Annotated in this window: 22 protein-coding genes; 7 read left to right on the top strand and 15 right to left on the bottom strand. The window is 70.8% G+C overall.

Going from position 1 to position 26,302, the window contains the following annotated elements:
* Positions 1 to 129 precede the first annotated feature (129 nt).
* The 5 genes from ftsH to dacB form a co-directional block, all read right to left on the bottom strand.
* On the bottom strand, positions 130 to 2,178 hold the full coding sequence (gene ftsH, locus ACFU5K_RS06350) for an ATP-dependent zinc metalloprotease FtsH (protein WP_384057560.1): 2,049 nt from the start codon (positions 2,176 to 2,178) through the stop codon (positions 130 to 132).
* 210 nt (positions 2,179 to 2,388) lie between these two features.
* Positions 2,389 to 2,928, bottom strand: a complete 540-nt coding sequence (gene hpt, locus ACFU5K_RS06355; RefSeq protein ID WP_384057659.1) for a hypoxanthine phosphoribosyltransferase — start codon at positions 2,926 to 2,928, stop codon at positions 2,389 to 2,391.
* Between the two features lie 97 nt (positions 2,929 to 3,025).
* The gene (gene tilS / locus ACFU5K_RS06360; protein WP_384057562.1) at positions 3,026 to 4,099 is read right to left on the bottom strand and encodes a tRNA lysidine(34) synthetase TilS; all 1,074 of its coding nucleotides are present in this window, start codon (positions 4,097 to 4,099) and stop codon (positions 3,026 to 3,028) included.
* 190 nt (positions 4,100 to 4,289) lie between these two features.
* Positions 4,290 to 5,435, bottom strand: a complete 1,146-nt coding sequence (locus ACFU5K_RS06365; RefSeq protein WP_384057564.1) for a zinc-dependent metalloprotease — start codon at positions 5,433 to 5,435, stop codon at positions 4,290 to 4,292.
* Positions 5,436 to 5,483: 48 nt separating this feature from the next.
* Positions 5,484 to 6,968 carry a D-alanyl-D-alanine carboxypeptidase/D-alanyl-D-alanine-endopeptidase gene (gene dacB, locus ACFU5K_RS06370; RefSeq protein ID WP_384057566.1) on the bottom strand — a complete coding sequence of 495 codons (1,485 nt, stop codon included), beginning with the start codon at positions 6,966 to 6,968 and terminating at the stop codon, positions 5,484 to 5,486.
* A gap of 86 nt (positions 6,969 to 7,054) precedes the next feature.
* On the opposite strand from dacB, the gene ACFU5K_RS06375 reads away from it, so the two are divergent.
* Both ACFU5K_RS06375 and ACFU5K_RS06380 read left to right on the top strand, forming a co-directional pair.
* Positions 7,055 to 7,549 (top strand): inorganic diphosphatase, encoded by a 495-nt coding sequence (locus ACFU5K_RS06375; RefSeq protein WP_018959738.1) that lies wholly within the window; start codon positions 7,055 to 7,057, stop codon positions 7,547 to 7,549.
* A gap of 199 nt (positions 7,550 to 7,748) precedes the next feature.
* Entirely contained in the window at positions 7,749 to 9,464 is a 1,716-nt protein-coding gene (locus ACFU5K_RS06380) for a threonine/serine exporter ThrE family protein (protein ID WP_384057568.1), read from the top strand.
* Positions 9,465 to 9,527: 63 nt separating this feature from the next.
* Here the strand turns inward: ACFU5K_RS06380 and ACFU5K_RS06385 are convergent, their stop codons facing one another.
* Complete coding sequence (locus ACFU5K_RS06385; protein ID WP_384057570.1) at positions 9,528 to 10,829, bottom strand: VTT domain-containing protein; 1,302 nt, start codon at positions 10,827 to 10,829, stop codon at positions 9,528 to 9,530.
* Positions 10,830 to 10,979: 150 nt separating this feature from the next.
* Here ACFU5K_RS06385 and ACFU5K_RS06390 point away from each other — a divergent pair, with 150 nt between their 5' ends.
* Genes ACFU5K_RS06390 through ACFU5K_RS06400 form a run of 3 tightly spaced genes read left to right on the top strand, consistent with a single transcriptional unit; the run spans position 10,980 to position 13,463 of the window.
* Positions 10,980 to 11,345, top strand: coding sequence for a YbjQ family protein (locus ACFU5K_RS06390; RefSeq protein ID WP_384057572.1), 366 nt, complete (start codon positions 10,980 to 10,982; stop codon positions 11,343 to 11,345).
* Positions 11,346 to 11,398: 53 nt separating this feature from the next.
* A complete protein-coding gene (wrbA, locus tag ACFU5K_RS06395) occupies positions 11,399 to 12,022 on the top strand; it encodes an NAD(P)H:quinone oxidoreductase (protein WP_384057574.1) in 624 nt (207 codons plus the stop codon).
* Positions 12,023 to 12,038: 16 nt separating this feature from the next.
* On the top strand, positions 12,039 to 13,463 hold the full coding sequence (locus ACFU5K_RS06400; protein WP_384057576.1) for a glutamate decarboxylase: 1,425 nt from the start codon (positions 12,039 to 12,041) through the stop codon (positions 13,461 to 13,463).
* 34 nt (positions 13,464 to 13,497) lie between these two features.
* On the opposite strand, the gene ACFU5K_RS06405 is transcribed toward ACFU5K_RS06400, so the two are convergent.
* The 4 genes from ACFU5K_RS06405 to ACFU5K_RS06420 all read right to left on the bottom strand — a co-directional run bounded on the left by ACFU5K_RS06405 (position 13,498) and on the right by ACFU5K_RS06420 (position 17,172).
* Positions 13,498 to 14,139 carry a PadR family transcriptional regulator gene (locus ACFU5K_RS06405; protein WP_384057578.1) on the bottom strand — a complete coding sequence of 214 codons (642 nt, stop codon included), beginning with the start codon at positions 14,137 to 14,139 and terminating at the stop codon, positions 13,498 to 13,500.
* Positions 14,140 to 14,156: 17 nt separating this feature from the next.
* The gene (locus tag ACFU5K_RS06410) at positions 14,157 to 14,711 is read right to left on the bottom strand and encodes a DinB family protein (protein WP_384057580.1); all 555 of its coding nucleotides are present in this window, start codon (positions 14,709 to 14,711) and stop codon (positions 14,157 to 14,159) included.
* 85 nt (positions 14,712 to 14,796) lie between these two features.
* Positions 14,797 to 16,254, bottom strand: coding sequence for an aldehyde dehydrogenase family protein (locus ACFU5K_RS06415; protein WP_384057582.1), 1,458 nt, complete (start codon positions 16,252 to 16,254; stop codon positions 14,797 to 14,799).
* 54 nt (positions 16,255 to 16,308) lie between these two features.
* On the bottom strand, positions 16,309 to 17,172 hold the full coding sequence (locus ACFU5K_RS06420; protein WP_384057584.1) for a helix-turn-helix domain-containing protein: 864 nt from the start codon (positions 17,170 to 17,172) through the stop codon (positions 16,309 to 16,311).
* Between the two features lie 359 nt (positions 17,173 to 17,531).
* Between ACFU5K_RS06420 and ACFU5K_RS06425 the strand changes: the two genes are divergently transcribed.
* Complete coding sequence (locus tag ACFU5K_RS06425; protein ID WP_384057586.1) at positions 17,532 to 18,074, top strand: ATP-binding protein; 543 nt, start codon at positions 17,532 to 17,534, stop codon at positions 18,072 to 18,074.
* A gap of 125 nt (positions 18,075 to 18,199) precedes the next feature.
* Here ACFU5K_RS06425 and ACFU5K_RS06430 read toward each other — a convergent pair whose 3' ends face one another.
* The 4 genes from ACFU5K_RS06430 to ACFU5K_RS06445 form a co-directional block, all read right to left on the bottom strand.
* Positions 18,200 to 18,442 carry a DUF397 domain-containing protein gene (locus ACFU5K_RS06430; protein WP_384057588.1) on the bottom strand — a complete coding sequence of 81 codons (243 nt, stop codon included), beginning with the start codon at positions 18,440 to 18,442 and terminating at the stop codon, positions 18,200 to 18,202.
* 422 nt (positions 18,443 to 18,864) lie between these two features.
* A complete protein-coding gene (locus ACFU5K_RS06435; protein ID WP_384057590.1) occupies positions 18,865 to 20,940 on the bottom strand; it encodes an FUSC family protein in 2,076 nt (691 codons plus the stop codon).
* A gap of 68 nt (positions 20,941 to 21,008) precedes the next feature.
* Positions 21,009 to 22,181, bottom strand: a complete 1,173-nt coding sequence (locus tag ACFU5K_RS06440) for a DUF2786 domain-containing protein (RefSeq protein ID WP_384057592.1) — start codon at positions 22,179 to 22,181, stop codon at positions 21,009 to 21,011.
* Positions 22,182 to 22,209: 28 nt separating this feature from the next.
* On the bottom strand, positions 22,210 to 23,139 hold the full coding sequence (locus tag ACFU5K_RS06445; RefSeq protein WP_384057594.1) for an NADP-dependent oxidoreductase: 930 nt from the start codon (positions 23,137 to 23,139) through the stop codon (positions 22,210 to 22,212).
* A 131-nt stretch (positions 23,140 to 23,270) separates the two neighbouring features.
* Here ACFU5K_RS06445 and ACFU5K_RS06450 point away from each other — a divergent pair, with 131 nt between their 5' ends.
* Entirely contained in the window at positions 23,271 to 24,974 is a 1,704-nt protein-coding gene (locus ACFU5K_RS06450) for a bifunctional 3'-5' exonuclease/DNA polymerase (RefSeq protein WP_384057596.1), read from the top strand.
* On the opposite strand, the gene ACFU5K_RS06455 is transcribed toward ACFU5K_RS06450, so the two are convergent.
* Positions 24,956 to 25,807: a sulfurtransferase gene (locus ACFU5K_RS06455; protein ID WP_384057598.1), complete on the bottom strand. Its 852-nt coding sequence runs from the start codon at positions 25,805 to 25,807 to the stop codon at positions 24,956 to 24,958. The two genes, ACFU5K_RS06450 and ACFU5K_RS06455, sit on opposite strands and share 19 nt — an antisense overlap.
* Positions 25,808 to 26,302 lie beyond the last annotated feature (495 nt).

Genomic DNA, 26,302 nt, shown 5'->3' on the forward strand with positions numbered 1-26,302 from the left:
GCACTGCGCGGGCCGTACGAAAAAAAGCCGCGCCCCCACAGGCTAGAACCTGGGGGGCGCGGCATCCATTCCGGGCCCGGTGGAGCCCCCATGACGTGACAGGGGCCACACCGGATCGGGTCAGGAGGGCTAGCTCTCGGGGCGGTCCTCGGGGAGCGCCTCGGTGGACGTGCCGTTGCTCTTCGACATGTCCGTCGGAGTGATCTCCGTGGTGGCCGAACCGTTGGCGCTGCCGTTGGTGAGTGCCAGCTCCTTGGGAGAGAGCACCGGCGGGCGCGTCGACGGGGTACGCCGTGCCGAGCCGGTCCACGCCGGGCGGGCCGGCCGCTTCACGATCGGGGCGAAGATCTCGGCGATCTGCTCCTTGCCGAGCGTCTCCTTCTCCAGAAGCTCCAGGACCAGCGCGTCGAGGATGTCGCGATTCTCTACGAGGATCTCCCACGCGTCGTTGTGCGCGGTCTCGATGAGCTTCTTGACCTCTTCGTCGACGAGCGCCGCGACCTCTTCCGAGTAGTCGCGCTGGTGGCCCATCTCGCGGCCCACGAACGGCTCGGTGTTGTCGCCACCGAACTTGATCGCGCCCAGACGCTCGGTCATGCCGTACTGCGTGACCATCGCGCGGGCCGTGGCAGTGGCCTTCTCGATGTCGTTCGCAGCGCCGGTCGTCGGGTCGTGGAAGACCAGCTCCTCGGCCGCACGCCCGCCCAGCATGTACGCCAGCTGGTCGAGCATCTCGTTGCGGGTCGTGGAGTACTTGTCCTCCTCCGGAAGCACCATCGTGTAACCGAGGGCGCGGCCGCGGGAGAGGATCGTGATCTTGTGGACCGGGTCCGACTGGGGTGAGGCCGCCGCGACCAGGGCGTGTCCGCCCTCGTGGTACGCGGTGATCTTCTTTTCCTTCTCGGACATGATCCGGGTCCGCTTCTGCGGGCCCGCCACGACACGGTCGATGGCCTCGTCGAGCATGGAGTTGTCGATCAGCTTCTTGTTGCTGCGCGCCGTGAGGAGCGCCGCTTCGTTCAGCACGTTCGACAGGTCCGCACCGGTGAAGCCGGGCGTGCGACGCGCGACCGCGTTGAGGTCCACGTCCTCCGCGACCGGCTTGCCCTTCTGGTGCACCTTGAGGATCTCGAGGCGTCCCTGCATGTCCGGCCGGTCGACCGCGATCTGCCGGTCGAAGCGTCCGGGACGCAGCAGCGCCGGGTCCAGGATGTCCGGCCGGTTCGTGGCGGCGATCAGGATCACGCCACCCTTCACGTCGAAGCCGTCCATCTCCACGAGCAGCTGATTCAGCGTCTGCTCGCGCTCGTCGTGACCGCCGCCCATACCGGCACCACGGTGCCGGCCGACTGCGTCGATCTCGTCGACGAAGACGATCGCCGGGGCGTTCGCCTTGGCCTGCTCGAAGAGGTCACGGACACGGGAGGCACCGACACCGACGAACATCTCGACGAAGTCGGAACCGGAGATCGAGTAGAACGGCACACCCGCCTCGCCGGCGACGGCGCGGGCGAGCAGCGTCTTACCCGTACCGGGCGGCCCGTACAGCAGGACGCCCTTGGGGATCTTGGCGCCGACGGCCTGGAACTTCGCCGGCTCCTGGAGGAATTCCTTGATCTCGTACAGTTCCTCGACGGCCTCGTCCGACCCCGCCACATCGGCGAACGTCGTCTTCGGCGTGTCCTTGGTGATCAGCTTCGCCTTGGACTTGCCGAACTGCATGACCTTGGAACCGCCGCCCTGCATCTGATTCATCAGAAACAGGAAGACGACCACGATCAGGACGAAGGGCAGCAGGGAGAGAAGGATCGAGACGAACGGGGACTGCTTCGACGGCGAGACGGTGTAACCCTTGTCGATGTCACCGCTCTCGAACTTCTTCTGCAGCGTGTCGGCGAGCTGGACACCCTGGTCGCCGATGTAGCTCGCCTGGAACTTGCTGCCGGACTCGCCCTCGAGCTTTTGCTTGTCCTTCAGCTCGATCTTCAGGATTTGTTCGTCACCGGTGGTCAGCTTGGCCTGCTCCACCTGGTTCTTGCTGATCGCCTGGATCACCTTGCCGGTGTCCACCGTCTTGTAGCCGCCGGACGAGCCGACGACCTGCATCAGCACGACCACGGCGAGGACGGCCAGCACGATCCACATGACCGGCCCACGGAAGTATCGCTTCACGTCCATCCATACGGAGCGAAGTCGCCCCGTCCCTCCTGCCCGTAGGTAAATGCTGCTGTGAGAAAAGAGTGTTCTTCGGACGGTACCCCAGCATTGTCACCCGTGACCGCAGGGGACGTCCGGCAAACCCGTCTTCGAAGACTCCAACGGCCCGAACGCCACAAGGGTTCCCTGTATTCCGGGCCGGTTCGGCCGGGCCCCGCGGGGCCCGGCGTCTCAGCCTCCGTAGACGTGCGGGGCCAGAGTGCCGACGAAGGGGAGGTTGCGGTACTTCTCCGCGTAGTCCAGGCCGTAGCCGACGACGAACTCGTTGGGAATGTCGAAGCCGACCCACTGCACGTCGATCGCGACCTTCGCGGCGTCCGGCTTGCGGAGCAGCGTGCAGACCTCCAGGCTCGCCGGCTCACGTGAGCCGAGGTTGGTCAGGAGCCAGGACAGCGTCAGACCGGAGTCGATGATGTCCTCGACGATCAGGACGTGCTTGCCCTTGATGTCGGTGTCGAGGTCCTTGAGGATCCGGACGACTCCCGAGGACTGGGTGCCCGCGCCGTACGACGAGACGGCCATCCAGTCCATGGTGACGGGGGTGGACAGCGCACGGGCCAGATCCGCCATGACCATCACCGCGCCCTTGAGCACGCCGACGATGAGCAGGTCCTTGCCCGCGTACTCCGCGTCGATCTTCGCTGCCAGCTCCACGAGCTTCGCGTCGATCTCTTCCTTGGTGAGGAGCACCGACTGGAGGTCGGTGCCCATGTCCTTCTCGTTCACCCGCGTCTCTTTCTCTGCCTGCCGCTCCGGACTGTTCCCCGGGCCGGACCGGCGTTTCGCCTGCACTTCAGCCGCTTGCGCATCAGCTCTGCCGGATCACCAGTCTGCCACCCTGGCGCCGGACCTCGACGCGGCCGGGCAGGTTGATGCCGCCCTGGCCCCGCCAGCCGGTGATCAGCCGGTCGACTTCCTCGACGTGACGGGCGAAGAGGGAACCCGCGGGCGACCCCGCGTCGATGACGGCCCGGCGCAGCACCCGGCGGCGTACCGCGGGTGGCAGGACCGAGAGCTTGGCGCACTCCAGCCGTCCGGCGTCGTCCCGGACCGAGCGGGCGGCCTCGGCCGCCCAGGTGTCGAGGGCGTCGGCGTCGTCGCGGGAGAGCTGGGCCGTACGGGCGAGGGCCTCGACCACCCCCTTGCCCAGCGCCTTCTCCAGGGCGGGCAGGCCTTCGTGGCGGAGCCGGGAGCGGGTGTAGGCGGGGTCGACGTTGTGGGGGTCGTCCCAGACGGGGATCGACTGGACCAGGCAGGCCTTGCGGGCTGTCTGCCGGTCGAGCTGGAGGAAGGGCCGGCGATAGCGGCCGGCGGGGCCGGAGGCGGCGGCCATCCCGGAGAGCGAGCGGATACCCGAGCCGCGGGCCAGGCCCAGCAACACGGTCTCGGCCTGGTCGTCACGGGTGTGCCCGAGGAGGACGGCAGTGGCGCCGTGGCGCTCCGCGGCGGCGTCCAGGGCGGCGTAGCGGGCGTCACGGGCGGCGGCCTCGGGCCCGCCGTCACGGCCGACCTGGACGGCGATGGCCTCGACGGGGTCCAGAGACATCTCGGTGAGCCGGGCGACGACTTCGCCGGCCCGGAGGTCCGAGCCCGGCTGGAGGTTGTGGTCGACGGTGATGCCGCCCGCGCGGACGGGGAGCTTGCGCGACTCGAAGGCGAGGGCCGAGGCGAGGGCCATGGAGTCGGCGCCCCCGGAGCAGGCGACGAGCACCAGCGGGGTCTCGGGCCGCTCGGGAAGCGGGGAACGCCTCCCGCCCGTACCGGCCTCGGCGAACTCGGCGTGGCCGGCCTGCTCGGTGTGACGGTTGTGTTCGGTGACGACGTCGTGGAGTACGCGGCGGACCGCCAGGCGTATCGCCGCGACCGCAGGATGGGGACCCATGTCCGGTGCCCTTCGGGTGAGGTTTCGGGGGGCGCCTCAGAGCGTGGCCGGGACGGGGTCCCGTCACTCAGAGTGCGTCGATGGTGACAGAGCCAAGCTGTTCATCGAGCATTGCACGCCTTCCCATGCCCCTATGGTCCCTCGGATGGGTGATAAGAGGGTCAATCTCATGCCACCCGAGGGGTCATGATCACGAATCTGCCTTACGGTGCACCCGCGCCACCCAGTCCGCCGGAGCGGCGATCTCGGCTTTCGTGGGAAGGGTGTTGGGCGAGGTCCACACCCGGTTGAACCCGTCCATGCCGACCTCCCCGACGACGGCCCTGACGAACTTCTCGCCGTCGCGGTACTGCCGTAGCTTCGCGTCCAGGCCGAGGAGCTTGCGGAGCGCCATGTCGAGCCGGCTCGCACCGCGCGCCCGGCGCTGCTGGAACTTCTCCCTGATCTCCGCGACGGAGGACACGACGTCGGGGCCCACGCCGTCCATGACGAAGTCCGCGTGCCCTTCGAGCAGGGACATCACCGCGGTGAGCCGGCCCAGGATCTCGCGCTGGGAGGGCGTCTGGACGAGCTCGACGAGACTGCGGCCGCCGTCGTCGCCCTCCTCCCCGCGCTCGCCCTCCGGACGGCTGCCGCCGGAGAAGGTCTGCACGGCCTCCCGGACGCGTTCGAGCACGGTCATCGGGTCGACGTCGGTCTCTTCGAGGAAGGACTGGATCTCGCCCCGCAGGTGGTCCCTGAGCCAGGGAACCCCGGTGAACTGGGTGCGGTGGGTCTCCTCGTGGAGGGCCACCCAGAGCCTGAAGTCGTGCGGGTCGACCTGGAGTTCGCGCTCGACGTGGACGATGTTCGGGGCGACGAGCAGCAGCCGGCCACCGCCCTTGGAGGAGGCGGGGAACTCCCGGGTGGCGGGGGCGAACGTCTCGTACTGTCCGAGGACCCGGGAGGCGAGGAACGACAGCAGCATGCCCAGTTCGACGCCGGTCACCTTGCCGCCGACCGCGCCGAGCACGGCCCCGCCGGGGCCCCCGCCGCGGCGGTCCTGCATCTTCGCCAGCAGCGGACGCAGCAGTTCGCGGAACCCCGCGACGTTGGCCCTGATCCATCCGGCCCGGTCGACGACCAGGACCGGCGTGTCCTCGGGCTCGTGGCCCTCGGGAATCATCCGCGTGAACGAACGGACGTGTTCCTCCGAGGCCTTGGCGTGCCGACGGAGTTCGGCGACGACGGCACGGGCCTCCTCACGGCTGATCTCGGGACCCGGCCGCACGAACCTCGTCGCGGTCGCGACCGCGAGATTCCAGTCGACCATCTCGGCACCACCGATGCTCGTCATGCGTCAACCGTACGTGAGGTGGTCGCCCCGTGGTGGGGTGTCAGCCGCTCACCGGGTGCCTTTGACGAGCGCGGTGGCCAGCGCGTCCAGAGAGGCCTGTGCGCGGTCCGGGGACGTGGTGCCCGAGGCCAGGAAGGCGAAGGCGAGCAGTCGGCCCTTCGCGTCGACGACGGTCCCGGCAAGGCTGTTGACCCCGGTCAGGGTGCCCGTCTTGGCCCTGATCAGGCCGGTGCCCCCGGACGTCGCGGTGTAGCGGGCCCCGAGGGTGCCGCTGAATCCGGCGACGGGCAGGCCGGTGAGGACCGTGCGCAGCTCCGGGTGGTCCGGATCGGCGGCACGTGCCAGGAGCCCGGCCAGCAGGCCCGCCGTCACCTTGTCGGCCCGGTCGAGACCGCTGCCGTCGGCGAGGGCGGCGCCCCCCATCGGCAGCCGCAGCGTCTTCAGCCGGGCGGAGACGGCGCGGCGGCTCCCGGCGAAGGAAGCCGGCTCCCCGGCCTTCAGGGCGGTCTGGCGGGCCAGGGCCTCGGCGATGTCGTTGTCGCTGTTCGTCAGGGCGCGCTCGACGAGCGCGGAGAGCGGCTTCGACAGGTGGGTCGCCACGGTCCGCGAGCCCGCTACCACCCGTCCGGACGAGGGCGCCGAGCGGGTGGCGACACCCGCCTTCTCCAACGCGGCGGCGAAGGTGCGGGCGGTGTCGCGGGCGGGATCGTCCGTGCGGGGCGCGGGTCCCCGGTCGCTGCCGTCGAGGCGGCCCTCGTCGGTCATGAGCGCGCTGACGGGGGCGATGTTCTCGTTGGGGCCGATGGGGTGCAGAGCGGGGCCGGAGTATCGCGAGGTGTCGTACGTCAGCCGGACCGGCCCGGCTCCGGCGTCCCGCAGCGAGCGCGCCGCGTCGGCGGCCAGGGTGCGCAGGGCCGCCTTGTCGAGCGTGGGGTCGCCGCCGCCCACGAGCGTGAGGGTGCGGGAGTCCGGTGACACCCGGACCGTCGTGGCGATGCGGTGGTCGGGCCCGAGGGCCGACAGGGCGGCGGTGGTCGTGGCGATCTTCACCGTGGACGCGGGGGTCATGGGGGTCCCGGCGCCCCGGGCGTACAGCTGTTTCCCGGTCGCCGCGTCGATGACCACCGCGGTGCGTACGGTGCCGAGGGCGGGTACGTCCAACAGGGGGGTGAGCACGGCCTCCAGGCCCTTCATCCCCGCCGGGGAGGTGACGCCGGCCGTGTCACCCAGGGCACTGAGCACGGCCGGGGCACTGGCGGCGGGAGCCGGCCCGTCGAGCGGATCCCCCTGGTGATGTACGCCACCTGAGTGCAGCTCGACGGCTGCGAGGTCCCGCTCGGCCTTACGCTGACCGGAGTCCCAGGGGCCGGCGGCCAGGACGGCGCCGGCGGCGACCACCAGGCCGAGCACCGCGGAGCCTGCGACCACCAGGCGGTCCCCGGACGCGCCCCCGCGCTTCGAGAAGTGCGGGGTTTTCCACCCGCCCCACCTGCTCAGCGGTTCCTCCGTCGGTTTCCGCACCGGCTCGGCCACCGTTGACCAGCCCCTTTCGCGAGCACTCGTCTGCGTGAGGGACACTTAACCACCAGTCGTATGTGTTGATCATGGAGGAGCCACCCGTGGAGTTCGACGTCACCATCGAGATCCCGAAGGGTTCGCGGAACAAGTACGAGGTGGACCACGAGACCGGTCGGATCCGCCTGGACCGTCGACTCTTCACCTCGACCAGCTACCCGGCCGACTACGGCTTCGTCGAGAACACCCTCGGCGAGGACGGCGACCCGCTGGACGCGCTGGTCATCCTGGACGAGCCGACCTTCCCCGGTTGTCTCATCAAGTGCCGCGCCATCGGCATGTTCCGGATGACCGACGAGGCGGGCGGCGACGACAAGCTGCTGTGCGTCCCCGCGTCCGACCCCCGGGTGGAGCACCTTCGCGACATCCACCACGTGTCGGAGTTCGACCGCCTGGAGATCCAGCACTTCTTCGAGGTCTACAAGGACCTGGAGCCGGGCAAGTCCGTCGAGGGCGCCGACTGGGTCGGCCGCACCGAGGCCGAGGCCGAGATCGAGGCCTCCTACAAGCGTCTCGAGGCGCAGGGCGGCGCACACTGACGTGATCCTTCCGGTTCCGCTTACGGGCGGGGCGGCGTGGATCGCGGCGCTCGGGGCCGATCGGGCCCACTGACCGCGGTAACCGACGGGCGGCACACCTTGACCGGTGCGCCGCCCGTTGCGCGTGGCGGCCCATGTCCGTGCACATACTGGGCAGAAGCGCTCCCAGGACGGGCGGTCGAGTAAGGAACGAGGTCGAGTGGTGGCGGAACAGGGCGGTCCCGAGGACCAGAAGCCCCAGTCCGACGAGGCACGCAGCGCCTTCGTCCCGCCGGCCGGTACGGAGCAGCCGGCGGCTCCGCAGGAGGACGACCACCCCACGTCGGAATTCGCCCTTCCGGCGGGTCTGCACACCGATCCGTCGGCGTCCTCGGGATCAGGTCAGGGTTCCGCTTCGGGGGCGGGGGGAGGTTCGGCGTCCGACGCGCTGTCGTCCGCCTTCGTTCCGCCGAGCGGGTACAAAGCGCAGCAGCAGCCGCCCGCCTTCACTCCCGCGCACGGCATTCCGATGGTCCGGCTGACCAAGGAGGCCCCCTGGCAGGACCGGATGCGCACGATACTGCGCATGCCGGTCTTCGACCGTCCGGCTCCCGAGATGGTGCAGAAGACCGACGACTCGGGTCCCGCCGTACCGCGCGTGCTCGACCTGACGCTCCGTATCGGAGAGCTGCTGCTCGCCGGTGGTGAGGGGGCCGAGGACGTCGAGGCCGCCATGTTCGCGGTGTCGCGCTCCTACGGACTCGACCGCTGCGAGCCGACGGTCACCTTCACCCTGCTGTCGATCTCGCACCAGCCGTCGCTGGTCGACGACCCGGTGACCGCGAGCCGGACGGTACGCCGCCGGGGCACCGACTACACCCGGCTGGCCGCGGTGTTCCAGCTGATCGACGACATCACGACGGCGGAGCACGTCGAGGTCTCGCTGGAGGAGGCCTACCGGCGCCTCGCCGAGATCCGGCGCAACCGCCACCCCTACCCGGGCTGGGTGCTGACCGCCGCCGCCGGTGTCCTCGCCGGCTCGGCATCGGTACTGGTCGGCGGCGGGGTCCTGGTCTTCGTCGTGGCGGCGGCCGGCGCGATGCTCGGCGACCGGCTGGCCTGGCTCTGCGCGGGGCGCGGACTGCCGGAGTTCTACCAGTTCACGGTGGCGGCCATGCCCCCGGCGGCGATGGGCATCCTGCTGACCCTCACCCATTCGACGGACATCCGGCCGTCCGCGGTGATCACCGGTGGTCTCTTCGCGCTGCTGCCCGGGCGCGCCCTCGTCGCGGGCGTGCAGGACGGCCTGACCGGCTACTACCTCACCGCAGGGGCCCGGCTCCTGGAGGTCATGTACTTCTTCATCGGCATCGTGGCGGGCGTACTGCTGATGCTCTACCTGGGTGTACAGCTCGGCGCCCAGCTCAACCCGGAAGCACGGTTCGTGCCCAACGACCGGCCCGTGCTCCAGATCCTCGCCTCGATGACCCTCACCCTGGCCTTCGCGATCCTGCTCCAGCAGGAACGCTCCACGGTCCTCGCCGTGACCCTGAACGGCGGCGTCGCCTGGATCATCTTCGGGGCGATGGCCCGCACCGGCGGGATCTCACCGGTGGCGGCGACAGCGGTCGCGGCCGGTCTGGTGGGACTGTTCGGCCAGCTGTTCTCCCGCTACCGCTACACCTCGTCGCTGCCGTACATCACCGCGGCGATCGGCCCGCTGCTGCCCGGTTCGGCGACGTACTTCGGTCTGCTGGGCGTGGCGCAGAACGAGGTGGACGACGGGCTCACCTCGCTGTTCACCGCTGTCGCCACGGCGCTGGCCATCGCCATCGGTGTCAACCTGGGGAGCGAGATCTCGCGGCTGTTCATGCGGGTGCCGGGCGCGGTCGAAGGCGCCTCCCGCCGTGCGGCCAAGCGGACCAGGGGCTTCTGACGAGCGAACGGCGCCCCGCCCCCTGCGAGGAGGGAGCGGGGCGCCGTTCGCGCGTGTTCGGGATCAGCGCTCGTCCCGCCAGCCGTACTGGGCGGCGTCGCCCTCCTGGCCGTCACCGGGGCGCTCAACGCGACGACCGGTGTCCTGGCCGCCGCTCCAGGAGCCGGCCTGGCCGTCGTCGTACCGGCCGGCCTGGTCCGCCCCGCCGTACTGCTGCTGCCCCGGGGCGCCGTACCGTCCGTCGGCGCCGCCGTACTGGGCGCCCTGCTGCCCGCCGCCGTACGGCCATGCCTGTCCGCTGCCGTACTGACCCTGCTGCGGGGCGCCGTACTGGCCCTGCCCGGGCGCGCCGTACTGCCCCTGCCCGGGTGCGCCGTACTGACCGGCCTGCGCAGTGCCGTACTGCTCCTGCTGCGGAGCGCCGTACTGGCCCTGCTGCGCCGTGCCGTACTGACCCTGCTGTCCACCGCCGTACTGGTTGCCGCCGTCGCCGTACGGGCCTGCCTGGCCCGCGTCGTACCGGCCGTTGCCGTACTGAGCGCCCTGGCCTCCGCCGTACGGGCCACTCTGCCCGGCGTCGTACCGGCCGGGCACGCTGCCGTCGTACGCGCCGGCCTGCGGACCGCCGTTGTACGGGCCGTTGCGGCCGTCGTCGAACGGATCGGCGTGCGGACCGTCGCCACCGCCGTACGGGCTGTCGTCCGATGAGCCGCGGTCCTCCTGCTGCCGCTCCGCAGCCTCCTTCCTGGACCGGCTGCGTGCCCGGAGGAACTCGATGAGGATCGGCACCACAGAGATCAGAACGATCAGGATGAGGATCAGTTCGATGTGCTTGTGGACGAATTCGATCTTGCCGAGGGCGGCACCGAGCAGCGTCACGCCGACGCCCCAGAGAACGCCGCCGATGATGTTGAACGTGATGAACGAGCGGTAGTTCATCCGGCTCACACCGGCGATGATCGGCGTGAACGTCCGGACGATGGGCACGAAGCGGGCCAGCACCAGCGACTTCGGTCCGTACTTCTCGAAGAAGTCGTGCGCCTTCTCGACGTTCTCCTGCTTGAAGAGGCGGGAGTCCGGCCGCTTGAAGAGCGACGGTCCCACCTTCCTTCCGAAGAGGTAACCGACCTGGTCACCGATGATCGCCGCCAGCGCGACCAGGACGCAGACCAGCCACAACGGGTACTTCAGATCGCCCGTGGTCACCAGGAGGCCCGTGGTGAAAAGCAGCGAGTCACCGGGCAGGAAGAACCCGATCAGCAGTCCGGACTCGGCGAACACGATGAGCAGGAGGCCGGGCAGCCCGAAGGTGTTGAGCAGATGGTCCGGGTCCAGCCAGCTCGGGCCGAGCGCAATCGTATTCAAGGGTCCGGGCTCCAGGGTTGGTCGGTGTGCGCGGCGTGCGTGGCCGCCCCAAGTTATCAACGCCGCGGCGGACGCCTGGGTTCCACTGGCGTAAGCGAGGATGCGCACGGCTCGAACGGGGGCGAGGCTTTCCGCAGGAGGTGCCACATCATGGGCATTGCGGACTACGGCGGCGGGCAGACGCCGCGGGCGGACGTCCTCGTCGTCACGACGAACGACGTACCCGGCCATCAGGTCACCGAGGTCATCGGTGAGGTCTTCGGGCTCACGGTCCGCTCGCGCCATCTCGGCAGCCAGATCGGCGCGGGGCTGAAGTCGATGGTCGGTGGCGAGCTCAAGGGGCTGACGAAGACCCTGGTAGAGACGCGCAACCAGGCGATGGAGCGCCTCGTCGAGCAGGCCAGGGCACGCGGAGCGAACGCGGTGCTGATGATGCGGTTCGACGTGAGCGAGGCGGCGGACGTGGGCACCGAGGTCTGCGCCTACGGAACGGCGGCCGTGATCAGCAGGACCTGACTCCCCCCTCTTCCCCGCGGTTCGGCCGCGTCCCCTCACCGGAGGTTGCCCGCATGCCCACGTCCGTCAACGTCGCCGTCGTCTACTACTCCTCCACCGGCACCATCTCGGCCATCGCCGACGCCATCGCGAAGTACGCCGAGAACGCCGGCGCCCAGGTCCGGGTGCGCAAGACCGCCGAGCTCGCCCCGCAGGCCGCCATCGACTCGAACCCGGCCTGGGCCGCACACGCGACGGCGACTGCCGGTGTCCGCGAGGCGTCGCCGGACGACATGGTCTGGGCGGACGCGGTGATCTTCGGTACGCCGACGAGGTACGGCAACGTCGCCGCCCAGCTCAAGCAGTTCCTGGACACGCTGGGCGGCCTCTGGCAGGCGGGAAAGCTGGCGGACAAGGTCTACAGCGGCTTTACCGCGAGCGCCACCACCCATGGCGGGCAGGAGTCGACCCTGCTGGCCTTGTACAACACGATCCACCACTTCGGCGGCATCCTCGTCCCGCCCGGCTACACCGACGCGTCGAAGTTCGTCGACGGCAACCCCTACGGCACGTCCCACGTGGCCGGTCAGGGCGACATGCCGGTCGGCGAGCAGACCCTGACCGCCGCGCGCGTCCAGGCCGAACGCGTCGTGAAGTTCACCCGGGCCATCAAGGCCGGACTCGCGGCAGAGAACTGAAGGGGTCGACTCACCGATGCCACTGCACCAGGGTTCACACGGCAAGGCGGCGCCCTCCGAGGAGCACCGCAGGCTGGCCCTCAACCCGTTCTTCGGGGAGGCCGATCCGACCGCGCAGATGATCGCGGCGCCGCCGACCCACCAGCTCCCGGACGGGCCGCTGCCCCCACTGACCGCTTACCGGCTCGTCCACGACGAGCTGATGCTCGACGGGAACTCACGGCTCAACCTCGCCACGTTCGTCACCACCTGGATGGAACCCCAGGCCGGCGTGCTGATGGACGAGTGCCGCGACAAGAACATGATCGACAAGGACGAGTACCCGCGTACCGCCGAGCTGGAACGGCGCTGCGTGGCGATGCTCGCCGACCTCTGGAACGCACCCGATCCGATGACCACGGTGGGGTGCTCGACCACAGGCTCCAGCGAGGCCTGCATGCTGGCCGGGCTGGCGCTCAAGCGGCGCTGGTCCAACAGGAACTCCGACCGCTATCCGGCGTCGGCCCGGCCCAACCTGGTCATGGGCGTCAATGTCCAGGTGTGCTGGGAGAAGTTCTGCGCGTTCTGGGAGGTCGAGGCCCGCCAGGTCCCGATGGGCGGTGAGCGGTTCAACCTGGACCCGCAGGCCGCGGCCGAGCTGTGCGACGAGAACACCATCGGCGTGGTCGGGATCCTCGGCTCGACGTTCGACGGCTCCTACGAACCGATCGCCGATCTCTGCGCCGCGCTGGACGACCTCCAGGAGCGCACGGGGCTCGACATCCCCGTCCATGTGGACGGCGCGTCCGGGGCGATGGTGGCCCCGTTCCTGGACAAGGACCTGTTGTGGGACTTCCGGCTCCCCCGGGTGTCCTCGATCAACACCTCCGGGCACAAGTACGGCCTGGTCTACCCCGGCGTCGGCTGGGCGCTCTGGCGTTCGCCGGCCGAGCTGCCGGAGGAGCTGGTCTTCCGGGTCAACTACCTGGGCGGCGACATGCCGACCTTCGCACTGAACTTCTCCCGGCCCGGCGCGCAGGTGGTGGCGCAGTACTACACGTTCCTCAGGCTGGGCCGGGAAGGCTACCGGGCCGTCCAGCAGACGTCCCGGGACATCGCGATGAGACTCGCAGCGGGGTTCGAGACACTCGGGGACTTCCGGCTCCTCACCCGGGGCGACGAGTTGCCGGTGTTCGCCGTGACGACCAAGCCCGAGATCACGGCGTACGACGTCTTCGACGTGTCGCGGCGGCTGCGTGAGCGCGGCTGGCTGGTGCCCGCGTACACCTTCCCGGCCAACCGTCAGGACCTGTCCGTGCTCCGCGTCGTCTGCCGCAACGGCTTCTCGTCGGACCTCGCGGAGCTGCTGCTGGACGACCTGCGGACCCTCCTGCCGGAGCTGCGCGCCCAGGAGCACCCCTCGCAGCGGGACAAGGCGGCCCAGACGGCCTTCCACCACTGACCCGTCCGCCGGCCGCCCGGGGCCCCGGCAACGGTCAGCCGACGTCCCCCGGGTCCGGTGTCCCGGTCGCGTACGGATTCTCCTGCCCCTCGGCGAGCACCCCGACGAACGGCTCCCCCTCCCCCGCGAAGGTGTACGCACCGGCCTCGACCCGCGCGATGAGGCCGCGGGTCCACTCGGCTCCCGCGTCCGCCGAGTGGACCCACATGTTCATGATCTCGCCGATGTGCCCGAGCGATTCGGGACCCTCGGACGGTGTGTAGTGTTCCGTGACCGACGCGCGCCAGCCCTCGATCGCGGTGATGCGCCGGCGCAGGAGCGCCAGCGCCTCCTGCCGCTGCAGCTCGACGACGAAGCCGATGCCCGCCGAGAGCACGTCCACACCCGGGTCGTACGAGGTCAGGGCGGACCTCAGCAGCGCGAAGAACTCCTGGGTGCCCTGCTCGGTGACCTCGTACTCGGTGCGGGGCGGGCCGCCGGCCGTGGACGGGGCGATCTCGTGGGCGAGGAGCAGTCCCTGTTTCGCCATCTGCTTGAGTGCGTGGTAGATCGATCCCGGCTTGGCGTTGGACCATTCGTGGGCGCCCCAGTACTCCAGGTCGTTGCGCACCTGGTAGCCGTGCGCACGGCCGTGCTGACGCACGGCGCCCAGGACCAGGAGACGGATCGCCGACATGCGTCCACCCTATGTATTCAGCTCCGGCTGGGGGAACCCGCCTCCTGGGCGACCAGGTCGAGGGCCTTCCTGCCGTCCAGCGACTCACGGAGGATGTCGGCGTGGCCGGCGTGGCGGCCGATCTCCTCGACCAGGTGGACCAGGAGCCAGCGCATCGAGCAGTGCTCGTTCTCGGGGTACCAGGGCGCGGGCGGAAGCGGGAAGGTGTCGCTCATGTGGCCGACCTCGTGGTGGATGAAGGTCTCGGTCTCCGAAGCGACCTTCTTCCAGAACTCGAGCATCCGGGGGACGGTCTCGTCGCCGACGAGCCGGAAGCTGTCGGCCCAGGTGGTCTCGTCCCGCTGCCGGTCGTTCGGGAGCTGCTGGGCCATCCGAAGCCAGTTCAGCTCCGTCTCGGCGGCGTGCTTGAGCAGCCCGGACAGGGAGAACTCGCTGACCGTGGGACGGCTCGCCGCCTGTTCCTCGGTGAGTCCGAGCACGGAGCGCCGGATCGCGCCCCGCTGCGCCTCGACGAAAGCGAGGAGCATGCTCCTCTCGTCGTCGGGAGCGCCTGCGGGAACGTGCGTGACCATGGTGTCTGCTTTCGGTCGGACGTCGACTGTGTGCGCTGTCAACGTAAGGAACCACCAGGCCGGAATCCGTCCTTGACCGCGGGTGTCAGAAGGGAAAGACCGTTCGCCCGTGCTGCACCGAGATCCACTTCTGGGTGGTGAAGGCCTCGACCGCGGCCTCGCCGTTGAGCCGTCCCATGCCCGACGCCTTCTCGCCCCCGAACGCGACGAGCGGGTCGTCCTGCACCGTGGGGCCGTTGACGTGGAACATCCCGCCGGTGACACGGCGGGCGAACCGCACGCCGCGTTCGGCGTCCGCCGTGTGCACGGCGCCGCTGAGTCCGTACGGACTGTCGTTGACGAGGCGTACGGCGTCGTCCTCACCGTCGAACGGCACCAGCAGGGCCACCGGGCCGAAGATCTCCTGCTCCAGCAGCGGTGAGCCCTCGGGCAGCCCGGTGAGTATGGTCGGCCCGACGAGCGTGCCGCGCGTACGGCCCCGCACGAGAGCCGTGGCCCCGTCGGCGAGCGCGCCGTCGACCAGCGCTGTGAGCGCGTCCGCCTGGAACTCGCTGATGACGGGTCCGATCCGGGTGCCGGGATCGCGCGGATCGCCGACTCCCAGGGCGGACACCTCGTCCGTGAGCCGCGCCGAGAACTCCGCCTCCACGGACCTGTCGACCAGGATGCGGTTCGCCGCCATGCTGACCTGCCCCTGGAACAGGAAGCGGCTGAAGACGGCCGCCCGGACCGCGTGGTCGAGGTCGGCGTCCTCCAGGACGACCAGCGCGCTGTTGCCGCTGAGTTCGAGCACGGTCCTCTTGAAGAGCCCGGCCGCGGTGGCGGCCACGTGCCGGCCGACCCTGTCCGAGCCGGTGAAGGAGATCACCTTGGGCACGGGATGCTCGATGAACGCGTCGCCGATCTCGGCGCTGTCGGTGATGAGGACGTTGAGGAGCCCGGCGGGCAGTCCCGCGTCCTCGAAGATCCGGGCGACCAGTCCTCCCCCGGCTATCGGGGCGTTCTGGTGCGGCTTCACGACGACCGCGTTTCCCAGGGCCAGCGCGGGGGCGACCGTCTTCATCGTCACCAGGAAGGGGAAGTTGAAGGCGCTGATGACGCCCACGACCCCGACGGGCAGCCGGTAGACCCTGTTCTCCTTGCCGTCGGCCAGGGAAGGCAGCAGCCGGCCCGATGGACGGAGCGCCTGGGCGGCCGCATCGCGCAGGAACTCCTGCGCGATGCGCACCTCGTACTCGGCCCGGTGACGCGTGCCGCCGAGCTCGTCGATGATCAGCTCGGCGATTTCGTCGCCACGTTCTCCGACGAGCCGGGCGGCCTTCTCCAGAACGTCGCGCCGCACATAAGGATTGGCGGACGCCCATTCGGTCTGGGCCCGTCCGGCCGCACGGTAGGCACGATCGACTTCCGCCGCCGTCGCCACGGTGACGGAGCAGAGCTTTTCGCCGTTGAAGGGATTGAAATCAATGATGTCCCACGCACCGCCACCGGACAGCCACTCGCCGTCGATGTACTGGTGGGCCAGTTCACTGAAGAAGGACATTCAATCCCTTACTGCAGGCGCCGACTCCTGTCAGTTCGTCATAGTACTGTCGATTCAGGTCAGTTGAAGGAGTCCCCGGAGAAGATCCCGGCTCTCCTCCGGACCAGGACTGTCCTCGTGGAGCCGCGCCATGGCCTTTTCGTACTGGGCGACTTCCTCGCCCTTGTCCAGATAGAGGGCACTTGTCAGCTGCTCCAGATATACGATGTCCGACAGATCGGATTCCGGGAAGCGCAGCATCGTGAATGCCCCGCTCTCGCCCGCGTGGCCACCGAAACTGAACGGCATCACCTGAAGAGTGATGTTCGGCTGCTCCGACATGTCGATCAGATGCCGCAACTGCGCCCGCATCACTTCGCGACCGCCATAGGGACGGCGCAGGGCCGCCTCGTCCAGCACGGCGTGGAAGCGGGGGGCCCGCTCCGAGACGAGTGCCTTCTGGCGCGCCAGCCGCAGCGCGACCCGCCGGTCGATCTCGGCCGGCGGGGCGCCGGGCATGCCGCGCGCGACGACGGCATGGGCGTAGGCCTCGGTCTGCAGCAGCCCGTGGACGAACTGCACTTCGTAGATCCGGATGAGCGAGGCCGCCCCCTCCAGACCGATGTATGTCTGGAACCAGCCGGGCAGCACGTCGCCGTAACTGTGCCACCAGCCCGCCACGTTGGCCTCACGGGCCAGACCGAGCAGGGAGTCCCGCTCCGCCTCGTCAGTGACTCCGTACAGCGTGAGCAGGTCCTCGACGTCCCTGGCCTTGAAGCTCACCCGTCCCAACTCCATGCGGCTGATCTTCGATTCGGAGGCGCGGATCGAGTAGCCGGCCGCCTCACGGGTGATGCCGCGCGACTCGCGCAAGCGCCTGAGCTGTGAGCCCAGCAGGATGCGCCGCACCACAGAACCACTCGACTCGCCTGCCGACACTGGCTTCCGACCCTCCCCATCGCTTCCCGTACACCGGAGCTCCCCCGAACCCCGGAGCCGGATTCTGCCACCAAAACGCTTCAGCCCGTACTCATTCGATTACAGAGATGGCAAGGCTTTCCGAAAAACCAAAAACTGTGAAGCGGAAGAAATGAGTCAGAACCGGCACGCTACCGGGCAGGTCCGGCGCGTGCACGTGCATCTGCCCTTGCATCTGCCGTGCGCATTGGGAACCATGGTCCTCGCGCACCTGCGTGCTCGTTCGTTTTGTGCCGCTGTATCCGCAGTGCCCGCTACAAGCAGTGTCGCCACAGCCGCGAATCCTGGGAGTGCCTCGCATGGGGACGGATGGATCGACGATGCTCGAGCCGTTACGGCAGGGGCTTCCACCCATCGACCCCTCGGCGGTCGCGGGATCAGCTTCCTGCTCGCTGCCGGCCCGGTACGAAGCTGTGGGCGGTGCACGGAAGTTCACCCGTACGACACTGACCTCGTGGGACCTCGGCGACCGCTTCGACGACGTCGCCCTGGTCGTGTCCGAGCTGGTCACCAACGCTCTCCGGCACGGACTCCCGGACGAATCCGCACCGAGACACCAGGACTCCTCCGTGCGGCTGCACCTCATGCGCTGGACCTCACGGCTGGTGTGCGCGGTGCGCGACCCGAGCGAGGAGAGCCCTGTCGCGGGCGAGGCGCCGGATTCGGCCGAGTCCGGCCGGGGACTTTTCCTCGTCGAGTCGTTCAGCGACTGCTGGGGCTGGCACCCCTCACCGCTCCTCGGCCAGGACGCCACGCCCGCTGCGGCATCACGGGGCAAAGTGGTGTGGGCGCTGTTCCGGCTGACGGACCACGCCGTTCCCGTGCGCCCCGTCCCGGTGGACGCGTTCCCCGACAGCTTGTAGTCGCGGGGGCGGCCGGCCGTCGAACGGCCGCGCCGGGCGGCCCGCGCCGCAGCACGCTTCACCGGCCCCGCCGTCCGCGCACACCACTCCCGTCGGGCAGCGGCACCACCGCGCCCCGTGCGCCGTCAGGCACCCGTCGCGAGGTGGTCGAACTCCCCCTCCTTGACGCCCAGCAGCAGCGCCTCTATCTCCGCCGGCGTATAGACGAGCGCGGGCCCGTCGGGGTGGCGCGAGTTCCGCATCGCCACATTTCCTCCGGGCAGTTTCGCGAACTCCACGCAGGACCCCTGCGAGTTGCTGTGTCTGCTCTTCTGCCAGACGACTCCGCGAAGCTCTGTGGCCGCCATGCCGTTGTACACGTGGTGCACAGGACGCTCCCCGAGTTGCAAGGTGCAAGTGTCAACTAGCTCGGATCATAGCTGTGTTCATATGCCAATGCATGAGCAGATGCACGTGCACGGGGGGTGTGCACCCGATTACAGACTTTCCCCCTGATCCACTCCCCCGCTTCCCCGTTCATCCGCCCCTATGGAAGAGGACGAACGGCACGCCAATTTAGCTCCCGGTAAACGGAGTTGTTCTGTTCCCGTCCCGCAGACCGCCGCCGTCTTTCGGGACGTGAATCAGCAGGGGGCAACTCCGCGCGCACGGGATTCCGCAGTTCGGCGCCCTGATCACCGCTTCCCGCGTCGCCACGCCCGCACTCGCCGGTTGCGCCAGCGACGACACGGCGGCGAGGACACGAACCGCAGGAGCGGGTGGGTCCCCGGCCGCCCAGGCGTCGTCGCGCCTACGGCATGCCGGTACCCTCCAGCGCCTGCGAGAAGTCCTCCAGGGCATGGAGCAGCAAGGTCGCCCCGTCGCGCACGAAGGCGTCCGGCACGGGCCCCTCGGCGTCCCGGCGCCTCAGCTCGGCACGGACCGGCTCCCAGTCCGGGACGCGGCGCTCCCGCACCGCCTTGGCCGCCTGCTCCGTGGCCCGCCGCAGCGCCACGGCCAGCCCGGCGGCCTCGGGGACCGGACTCGCGGAGACAGTCGGCAGATGGGCCTCCATGAGCATCGCGACGCGGCCGAACTGGGCGAGCGCGTCCTCGGCGTCCGACGCGGCGGTACGGGAGATGCCCCGATGGCGTACGGGCTCGTGGCGGGCCGTCTCCAGGGCCTCCTGCCACGCCACGCGGGCCTCCCGGGTGGTGAGCAGCGCCGCGCGCACGTCATCCAGGCTCCGGGAGGCGGGGTCGGCGTACCGCTCGAGGACGGTGGCGGCGTAGCGCCCGTCGGTGACCAGCCAGCCGGCCAGCCGGTCCCGCAGCCTCGGTGTCTCCCAGGCCGGGTAGAGGGCGTACGCCACCATCGCGAGCAGCCCGCCGATGAACGTCAGCAGGACGCGCTCCGGGACGGTCTGGGCCCAGTCGTCGCCCGCCATGCCGAGCAGGAAGACGACGTAGGCGGACACACAGACCTGGCTGACGGCGTACCCCGTGCGCATGAGCAGGTACATGAGGCCGGCGCTGATCACGGCGAGCGCCGCGGAGGGCCACGCGGTCGGGTGTGCCAGTTGCACGATTCCGGTCGCGCACCCGACCCCGACCACGGTGCCCCCGAAACGGGCCACGGAGCGGGAGTACGTCTGGGTGAACTCCGGGCGCATCACCATGACGGCGGTCATCGGTGCCCAGTATCCGTGGCCGAACGGCAGCACCAGGCCGATGAGATAGCCGGCCGCCGCCACCACCGAGACCCGGACCGCGTGCCGCAGGATCGTCGACCCGAGGCGCATCTCGCGGCGCATGGCCCGGTACACGACCGGGACCATCCGCAGCAGGGTGGGGCGGCGGCGGTGCGGGACGAGGGGCTCCCCGGGCGTCTTGTCGTCCGTGCCGGTGCCCTCGGCGATCTCGACGACGTCGGCGAGCAGCGAGACGAGCCGTTCGGCTGCCCGGCGCGGCGGCCCCACGAGGATCACCTCGGTGTCGGGGGATTTCAGTACGGAGAGGGCCTCCTCGTCAAGACGCACCGGATCGCCCCGGCGCACCGCGCGGGCCGCCGAGTCGAGCAGGGATCCGGCGGCGCCCAGGATCTCCCGCGCCCAGTAGCGCTCCGGGCCGTCGGCGGGGACACCCAGCGCAGGATCCGCGAGCGAGGCGAGGACGGGCCGCAGGCGTTCGGCGACCCCGCGCGCCCCGTGCAGGTCGGCCGGGCGGCGGCGCGCCTGGCGCGGGGTGACGGCGGCCGCGCTGCGGGCCGTCATCAGCGGTACGGGGTCGAAGGGCGCGACCGGGTCGTCCCGCAGCCTGCGGGCGTAGTCGGCCTCGGCCGCCAGTGCGTCGGCGAGCGCGTCGCGCTGGGCACCCCATCTCCGTACGGGGAACAGCACGATGAGGGCCGCCTGGACCAGCCCGCCGAGCGCCATCATCCCGGCGTGTTCCGCGGCGTCGGCGACGGACGTGGGCAGGGTGATGGTGACCAGCATGATCGCCACGCTGGAGCCCGCGATGATGCCCGCGGTCGAGCCCGCCGCCCATGTCAGACCGGCGACGAACGTCCAGAGCACCAGCAGGACCAGGAACAGCACGGTGTGGTCGACGGTGAGATAGCCGACGAACGTGGAAACCGCGAGGCTGAGGCCGGAGACGAGGGCGAGTACGGGCCGCGGGCGCCAGCTGCGCTGGAAGGTCGCGATGGCCGCCTGGAACGCCCCGAACGCGGATCCGGCGGCGATCACCGGGCCGAAGAACGCCAGGCTCAGTCCGACGACGATGGCCAGGCCCGCGGCTCCGCGCAGAGCGATGAGCGGTTCGAGACTCCGCCGCTCGATCGTCAGCCCCGAGCGGGCGGTCTCCTTCAGCGCCCGGAGCCAGCTCATGGAGGGAGACTAGCCGGATTACACCACAAGGCCGACTTAAGCCGCATGGCGGTTTCCAAGGGGAGCCCTCAGCGTCGGATTTCGGGCCCCTGTCCGCCCATCCTGGCCCGGTCCGCGGCGGCGGTTCCGTGGTCCCATCCCTCGGCGTCCGTCGCCCCGCGCAGCCGGGTCGTGGTGGTCCGCGGGAACATCCGCTCGGCCGTGTCGGTGACGGCGACGTCCCTGGCCGCCAGGACCGGCAGCAGGGCGTCACGTCCGTCGTCGCCCTCGGAGCCGGGCTCTGAGCCGGCCTCGGCGGTGACACGGGCCGTGTCGGCCGCGAGGCGGCTGCCGAGGCGCTGGGCGTACGCCAGCAGGAAGGACTGCCGGAACGTCTTGGTCCGCTTGCGTCCCGCCGCCCGCTGCCCGGCCTCCGCCCTCGTCATCGCGGCGGTGCCCTGGACGAGCAGGGAGGTGAAGAGCAGCTCCACCGCGTCGAGGTCGGGTCCGAAGCCCACGACGGTGGTGAACCCGAGGTCGCTGTTCCACACGGCACGGCAGCGGTTCGCCGACGCGACGGCGTCGAGCAGGACCGCCTTCGCGCTCTCGTACGGGGCGTCGACCCCGATCCGGCAGGCACCCGGCGCCCCGGCGTCGTGCGTACGGGCGGCGAGGAGCGCCTCGTCGATGCTGTGCCGGGCCATCAGCTCCTGCGCCTTGGTGGTGAGCGCCTCGGCCTCTTCGGGGAAGCCGGTCGCCTCCGCCTTGGCGAGCAGCGCCCGGATCCTGGTCAGCATGCGGGGCTCGCCATGGACGGGCGGCAGGTGCGGGGCGCCGGCCGCCGCGCCGGGCGGCGGGCCGACCGGCTCGATGACGGGGAGCCGCAGCAGCAGCCGGCAGAGCTCCAGGACTTCCGAGGCGTAGGTGAACCGGTCGGGACGGTTGCGGGGCGCGGGGGCGGGCAGCGCGGCGATCTGGTCCGCCCAGCGCGGAGGCAGCTGCCCGTAGCCGGCCGTCTCCGCCGTGATCAGCGCGGCGGCCAGTGCCGCCCCGTCCTCGCCCAGTTCGCGCCGGACGGTCCGCACGACGTCGGCGGGCTGCCAGCCGCGCGCCCACGCGCGGCGCACGAACTCCTCGCCCCGGCGATGCAGCTCGTCGTCGGCGGACGGGTCGGCGGCGAGGAGGGAGGCACCGGTGTCCAGCCCCGCGTCGCCGTCCGAGTACAGGGCCGCGGCGCACGCCCGGTCGATCACCGATTCCATGCGGCAAGCGTAGGCGGCGGCGCGCCGCTCAGTGTTCCCCGGGGAGCAGGATCAGCTTGCCCCGCACGTGCCCGGCCTCACTCAGCTCCTGTGCTCTCGCCGCCTCGCGGAGCGCGAAGGTCCGCTCGACCGGGATCCGCAGGCCGCCGACCGCCGCCGCCTGCGCGTACTCGCCGAGCCGCCTGCTCTCGCCGGGGCTCTCACCGCCGCCCGCCGAGAAGGCGACGCCGTGGTGCGCCGCGTCCGGGTCCGCGATGGTGACGATCCGGTCGGTGGTGCCGCCGCGCAGTTCCGCCGACTCGGCGAGCACGCCCTTGCCCGCGACGTCGAACACCGCGTCCACACCCTGGGGTGCGACCTCCCGCACCCGCTCCACCAGCCCGTCCCCGTACGCCACCGGAACCGCCCCCAGCACCCGCAGATAGTCGTGATTGGCCGGTGAGGCGGTCCCGATGACCGTGGCACCCCGGGCGACGGCCAGCTGGACGGCGGCGGAACCGACCGCTCCGGACGCCCCGTGGAGCAGCAGGGTCTCGCCCTCGGACACCGCGAGCTCGTCCAGCACCCGGGCGGCGGTCGCCGTCGCGACCGGCAGCGCGGCGGCCTCCGCCCAGCCCAGGACCTCCGGCTTGCGGGCGACGGCGCCCACGTCGGCCAGTACGTACTCGGCGTACGCCCCGGTCGCGCTCCGGCCGAGGACCGCGTCGCCGACGGCGAACTCCGTCACGCCCTCACCGGTCTCGTCGACGACCCCGGAGAACTCGCTGCCCGGCACGGCCGGCAGCGGGGTCGGGAACGCCGCTTCCATCCAGCCGTTGCGGATCTTGTAGTCGACCGGGTTCACCCCGGCCGCCCTGACCGCCACCCGGATCTGCCCGGGACCGGCGTGGACGTCGTCGATCCGGGTCGGGCGCAGTACCTCGGGGCCGCCGAACTCCTCGTACACGATCGCTTCCATACCGGCTCCTCCGCGTCCTCGCCGCTCGCGGTACGCGCGGCGCGCACCTCACTCACGATCCTCGCCGCAGTCCGGCGGGCCCGCCCGGCGAGCCCGGGGCCGCTGTCAGTGACGGGTGCAAGACTCGGCCCATGACCGAACGTTGGGCTCTGGCCATCGCGGAGGGGGGCGGCGCACTCGTCGTGCCGCTGACGCGCGACGGCCTGCCCGCGGGTCCCGTCCTGGCCGAGCCCGACCTCGTGGAGTCGGTCCGCTCCCGCCCCGACGTGGTCCGCTGGGTCTGGCGCTCGACCGCGGCCGTCTACCCGCGGCTGCTCACCGCGGGGGTCCGGGTCGAGCGGTGCTACGACATCGAGTGCGCCGAGCTGCTGCTGCTCGGCCATGAGGGCAGGCTCGGCGAGCCCCGCTCCGCCGCGGCGGCCTGGGCCCGGCTGCGCAACGCCCCGGTGCCGCCGGATCCGCCGCCCCGCTCGGCCGAGCCCGGTTCGCAGTCCTCCCTCTTCGAGCCGCGCTCCGGCACCGACCTGCCGTTCGAGGCGCTGCTCCAGGTGTACGCCGAGCAGTTGCGCCGCCACGACGCGGCCGAACACCCCGGCAGGATGCGGCTGCTCACGGCTGCCGAGTCGGCGGGCATGCTGGTCGCCGCCGAGATGAACAGATCCGGCCTCCCCTGGCGGGCCGACGTGCACCGCGAGGTGCTGAACGACCTCCTCGGCGAGCGCTACGCGGGCGGGGGCGAGCCGCGCAGACTGGCCGAGGCGGCGGACGAGGTCTCCGCCGCATTCGGCAGACGCGTGCGCCCCGACCTGCCGGCGGACGTGGTGAAGGCCTTCGCGCAGGCCGGGATCAAGGTGAAATCGACCCGGCGCTGGGAGCTGGAGGGGCTCGGCCATCCGGCGGTGGAGCCCCTCATCCGGTACAAGAAGCTGTACCGCGTCTGGACGGCACACGGCTGGAGCTGGCTCCAGGACTGGGTGCGCGAAGGGCGCTTCCGGCCCGAGTACCAGCCGGGGGGCACGGTCAGCGGCCGCTGGACCACCAACGGCGGCGGTGCGCTGCAGATCCCGAAGGTGATCCGCCAGGCCGTCGTCGCCGACGAGGGATGGCGACTGGTCGTGGCGGACGCCGACCAGATGGAGCCGCGCGTGCTCGCCGCGATCTCCCGCGACCGGGGGCTCATGGAGGTGGCGGGTCACGACGCCGACCTCTACAAGACCCTGTCCGACCGGGCGTTCCACGGCGACCGCGACCACGCCAAGATCGCACTGCTCGGCGCCGTCTACGGGCAGACCTCGGGCGACGGCCTGAAGAACCTGGCGGCGCTGCGGCGGCGGTTCCCTCATGCCGTGGCGTACGTCGACGACGCGGCGAAGGCGGGCGAGGAGGGCCGGCTCGTCCGCACCTGGCTCGGCCGCACGAGCCCGCCCGCGGCCGGGGCGGACGAGGCCGAGGAGGCCGGCATCCCGCAGGAGAGCGAGGAACCACCCGCCGGGGAGAGCGGCGGCTACGGCGCAACCCCGGGCTACGCCTCGTCGAACGCCCGGGCCCGGGGCCGCTTCACCCGCAATTTCGTGGTCCAGGGCAGCGCGGCGGACTGGGCGCTCCTGCTGCTGGCGGCTCTGCGGCGGACGCTGGCCGCAGAAGGCATGCGGGCGGAGCTGGTGTTCTTCCAGCACGACGAGGTGATCGTGCACTGTCCTCGGGAGGAGGCGCCCGCGGTGGTGGAGGCGATCCGCGAGGCGGGGGAGCTGGCCGGGCGGGTGGCCTTCGGAGAGACACCGGTCAGGTTCCCGTTCACCACGGCGGTCGTGGATCGCTATTCGGACGCCAAGTGACCCGGTGCGCGGGTGCTCCTGGGCTGGGCAGTGGATGTCCGCATGCGCTGAGACTCCCCCGCGCGAGGCCGCGCGGGTAGGTTTCCCCATGCACACAGGCCCGCTCCTGGGCTCGGGGTGCTGCGACTGGTGGGCGTGGTGCTGGGAACGGCGGTGGTCGGACTCGATCTGCTGGGCGTGCGCGGGGCTCTGGCACTTCTCTCCGTGGACTCCCCGGTGATCGTCCCCTGGACTCCGGTCGGCGCCCGGGGCTCGGGAGCCGAACCGGTGTACCTCTCACGGGACCTCGCGTCGAGCACCGCCGAGCGGGGATCGCCCAGGGCCTCGGCGACCACCTCACCGCCGACGAGCATGCCGGGGCGCGGGCCGGCGGTGAAATCACCGGCCCGTTCCGCAGTCCCGGGGTCCCGGCTCTCCACCGGGAACCCGGCGGCCTCCCAGGCGGGCAGGCCGCCGTCGAGCACCGCGACCCGGTCGAAGCCCATGGCGCGGAGCATCCACCAGGCGCGTGCGCTGGAGTAGATCCCCGCGGTGTCGTAGACGACCACGCTGTCGGCGTCGTCGACGCTCAGCGCCCGCATCCCTGCGGTGAACTCCGCCGCCCCGGGCATCGTGTGCGGCAACGGCACCAAGTGGTCGGACATGGCGCCGTCGATGTCGAAGCACCGGGCCCTCGGGATACGCCGCCCGGCGCAACGGTGCGCGCCCACGGACGCATCGAGGACCACGACCCCGGGCAGGGCCAGTCGTTCGGACAGCCACTCCGCACCGACGAGCGGACCGGGCAGGACGCCCGCCCCCGCATCCGGCGTCGTACTCGCGTGCCCGGTCATGTTCTCCCTCTCGTCGACGCCCGCACCGGGGGCCGGATCCGCACACGCCCGGCCGACTCCAGGTGCGCTGCTCCCGGGAAAAGCAGAAGCCCCAGGTCACGGCGAGTGAGTCCTGGGGCTTCGGCAGGGCCGCCTTCGGGATTCGAACCCGAGACCTACGCATTACGAAACCGTAAGGGATCGTGTTGCCGGATACTGCGTGATGCCGCCGAGTGATGTCGTGCCTGATCAGAGCACTTGCGGCAGGTTGCCCCCTGCTACCTCACGCTGCCCCGTCCAAAGGCGTCCGGCCACCGAGGGGCCACCGGATCGGGCACTCCCGAAAGCGTACGGTTCGAATCACCGAGTTGTCGGACTCGGACAGAGCCCCCCACTCACTGGACATCCGGGCCAGCGCCACTTGGCTCAATCTGCAGATCGTGATCTTCATGTCTGGTACGCGGCTTGCCGCCGGTAGCGACTCGTGAGTGATCATGCCTGGCGGCGGTGCCAGTC

This window comes from Streptomyces sp. NPDC057428, from assembly GCF_042803195.1.
Lineage (GTDB): Bacteria > Actinomycetota > Actinomycetes > Streptomycetales > Streptomycetaceae > Streptomyces.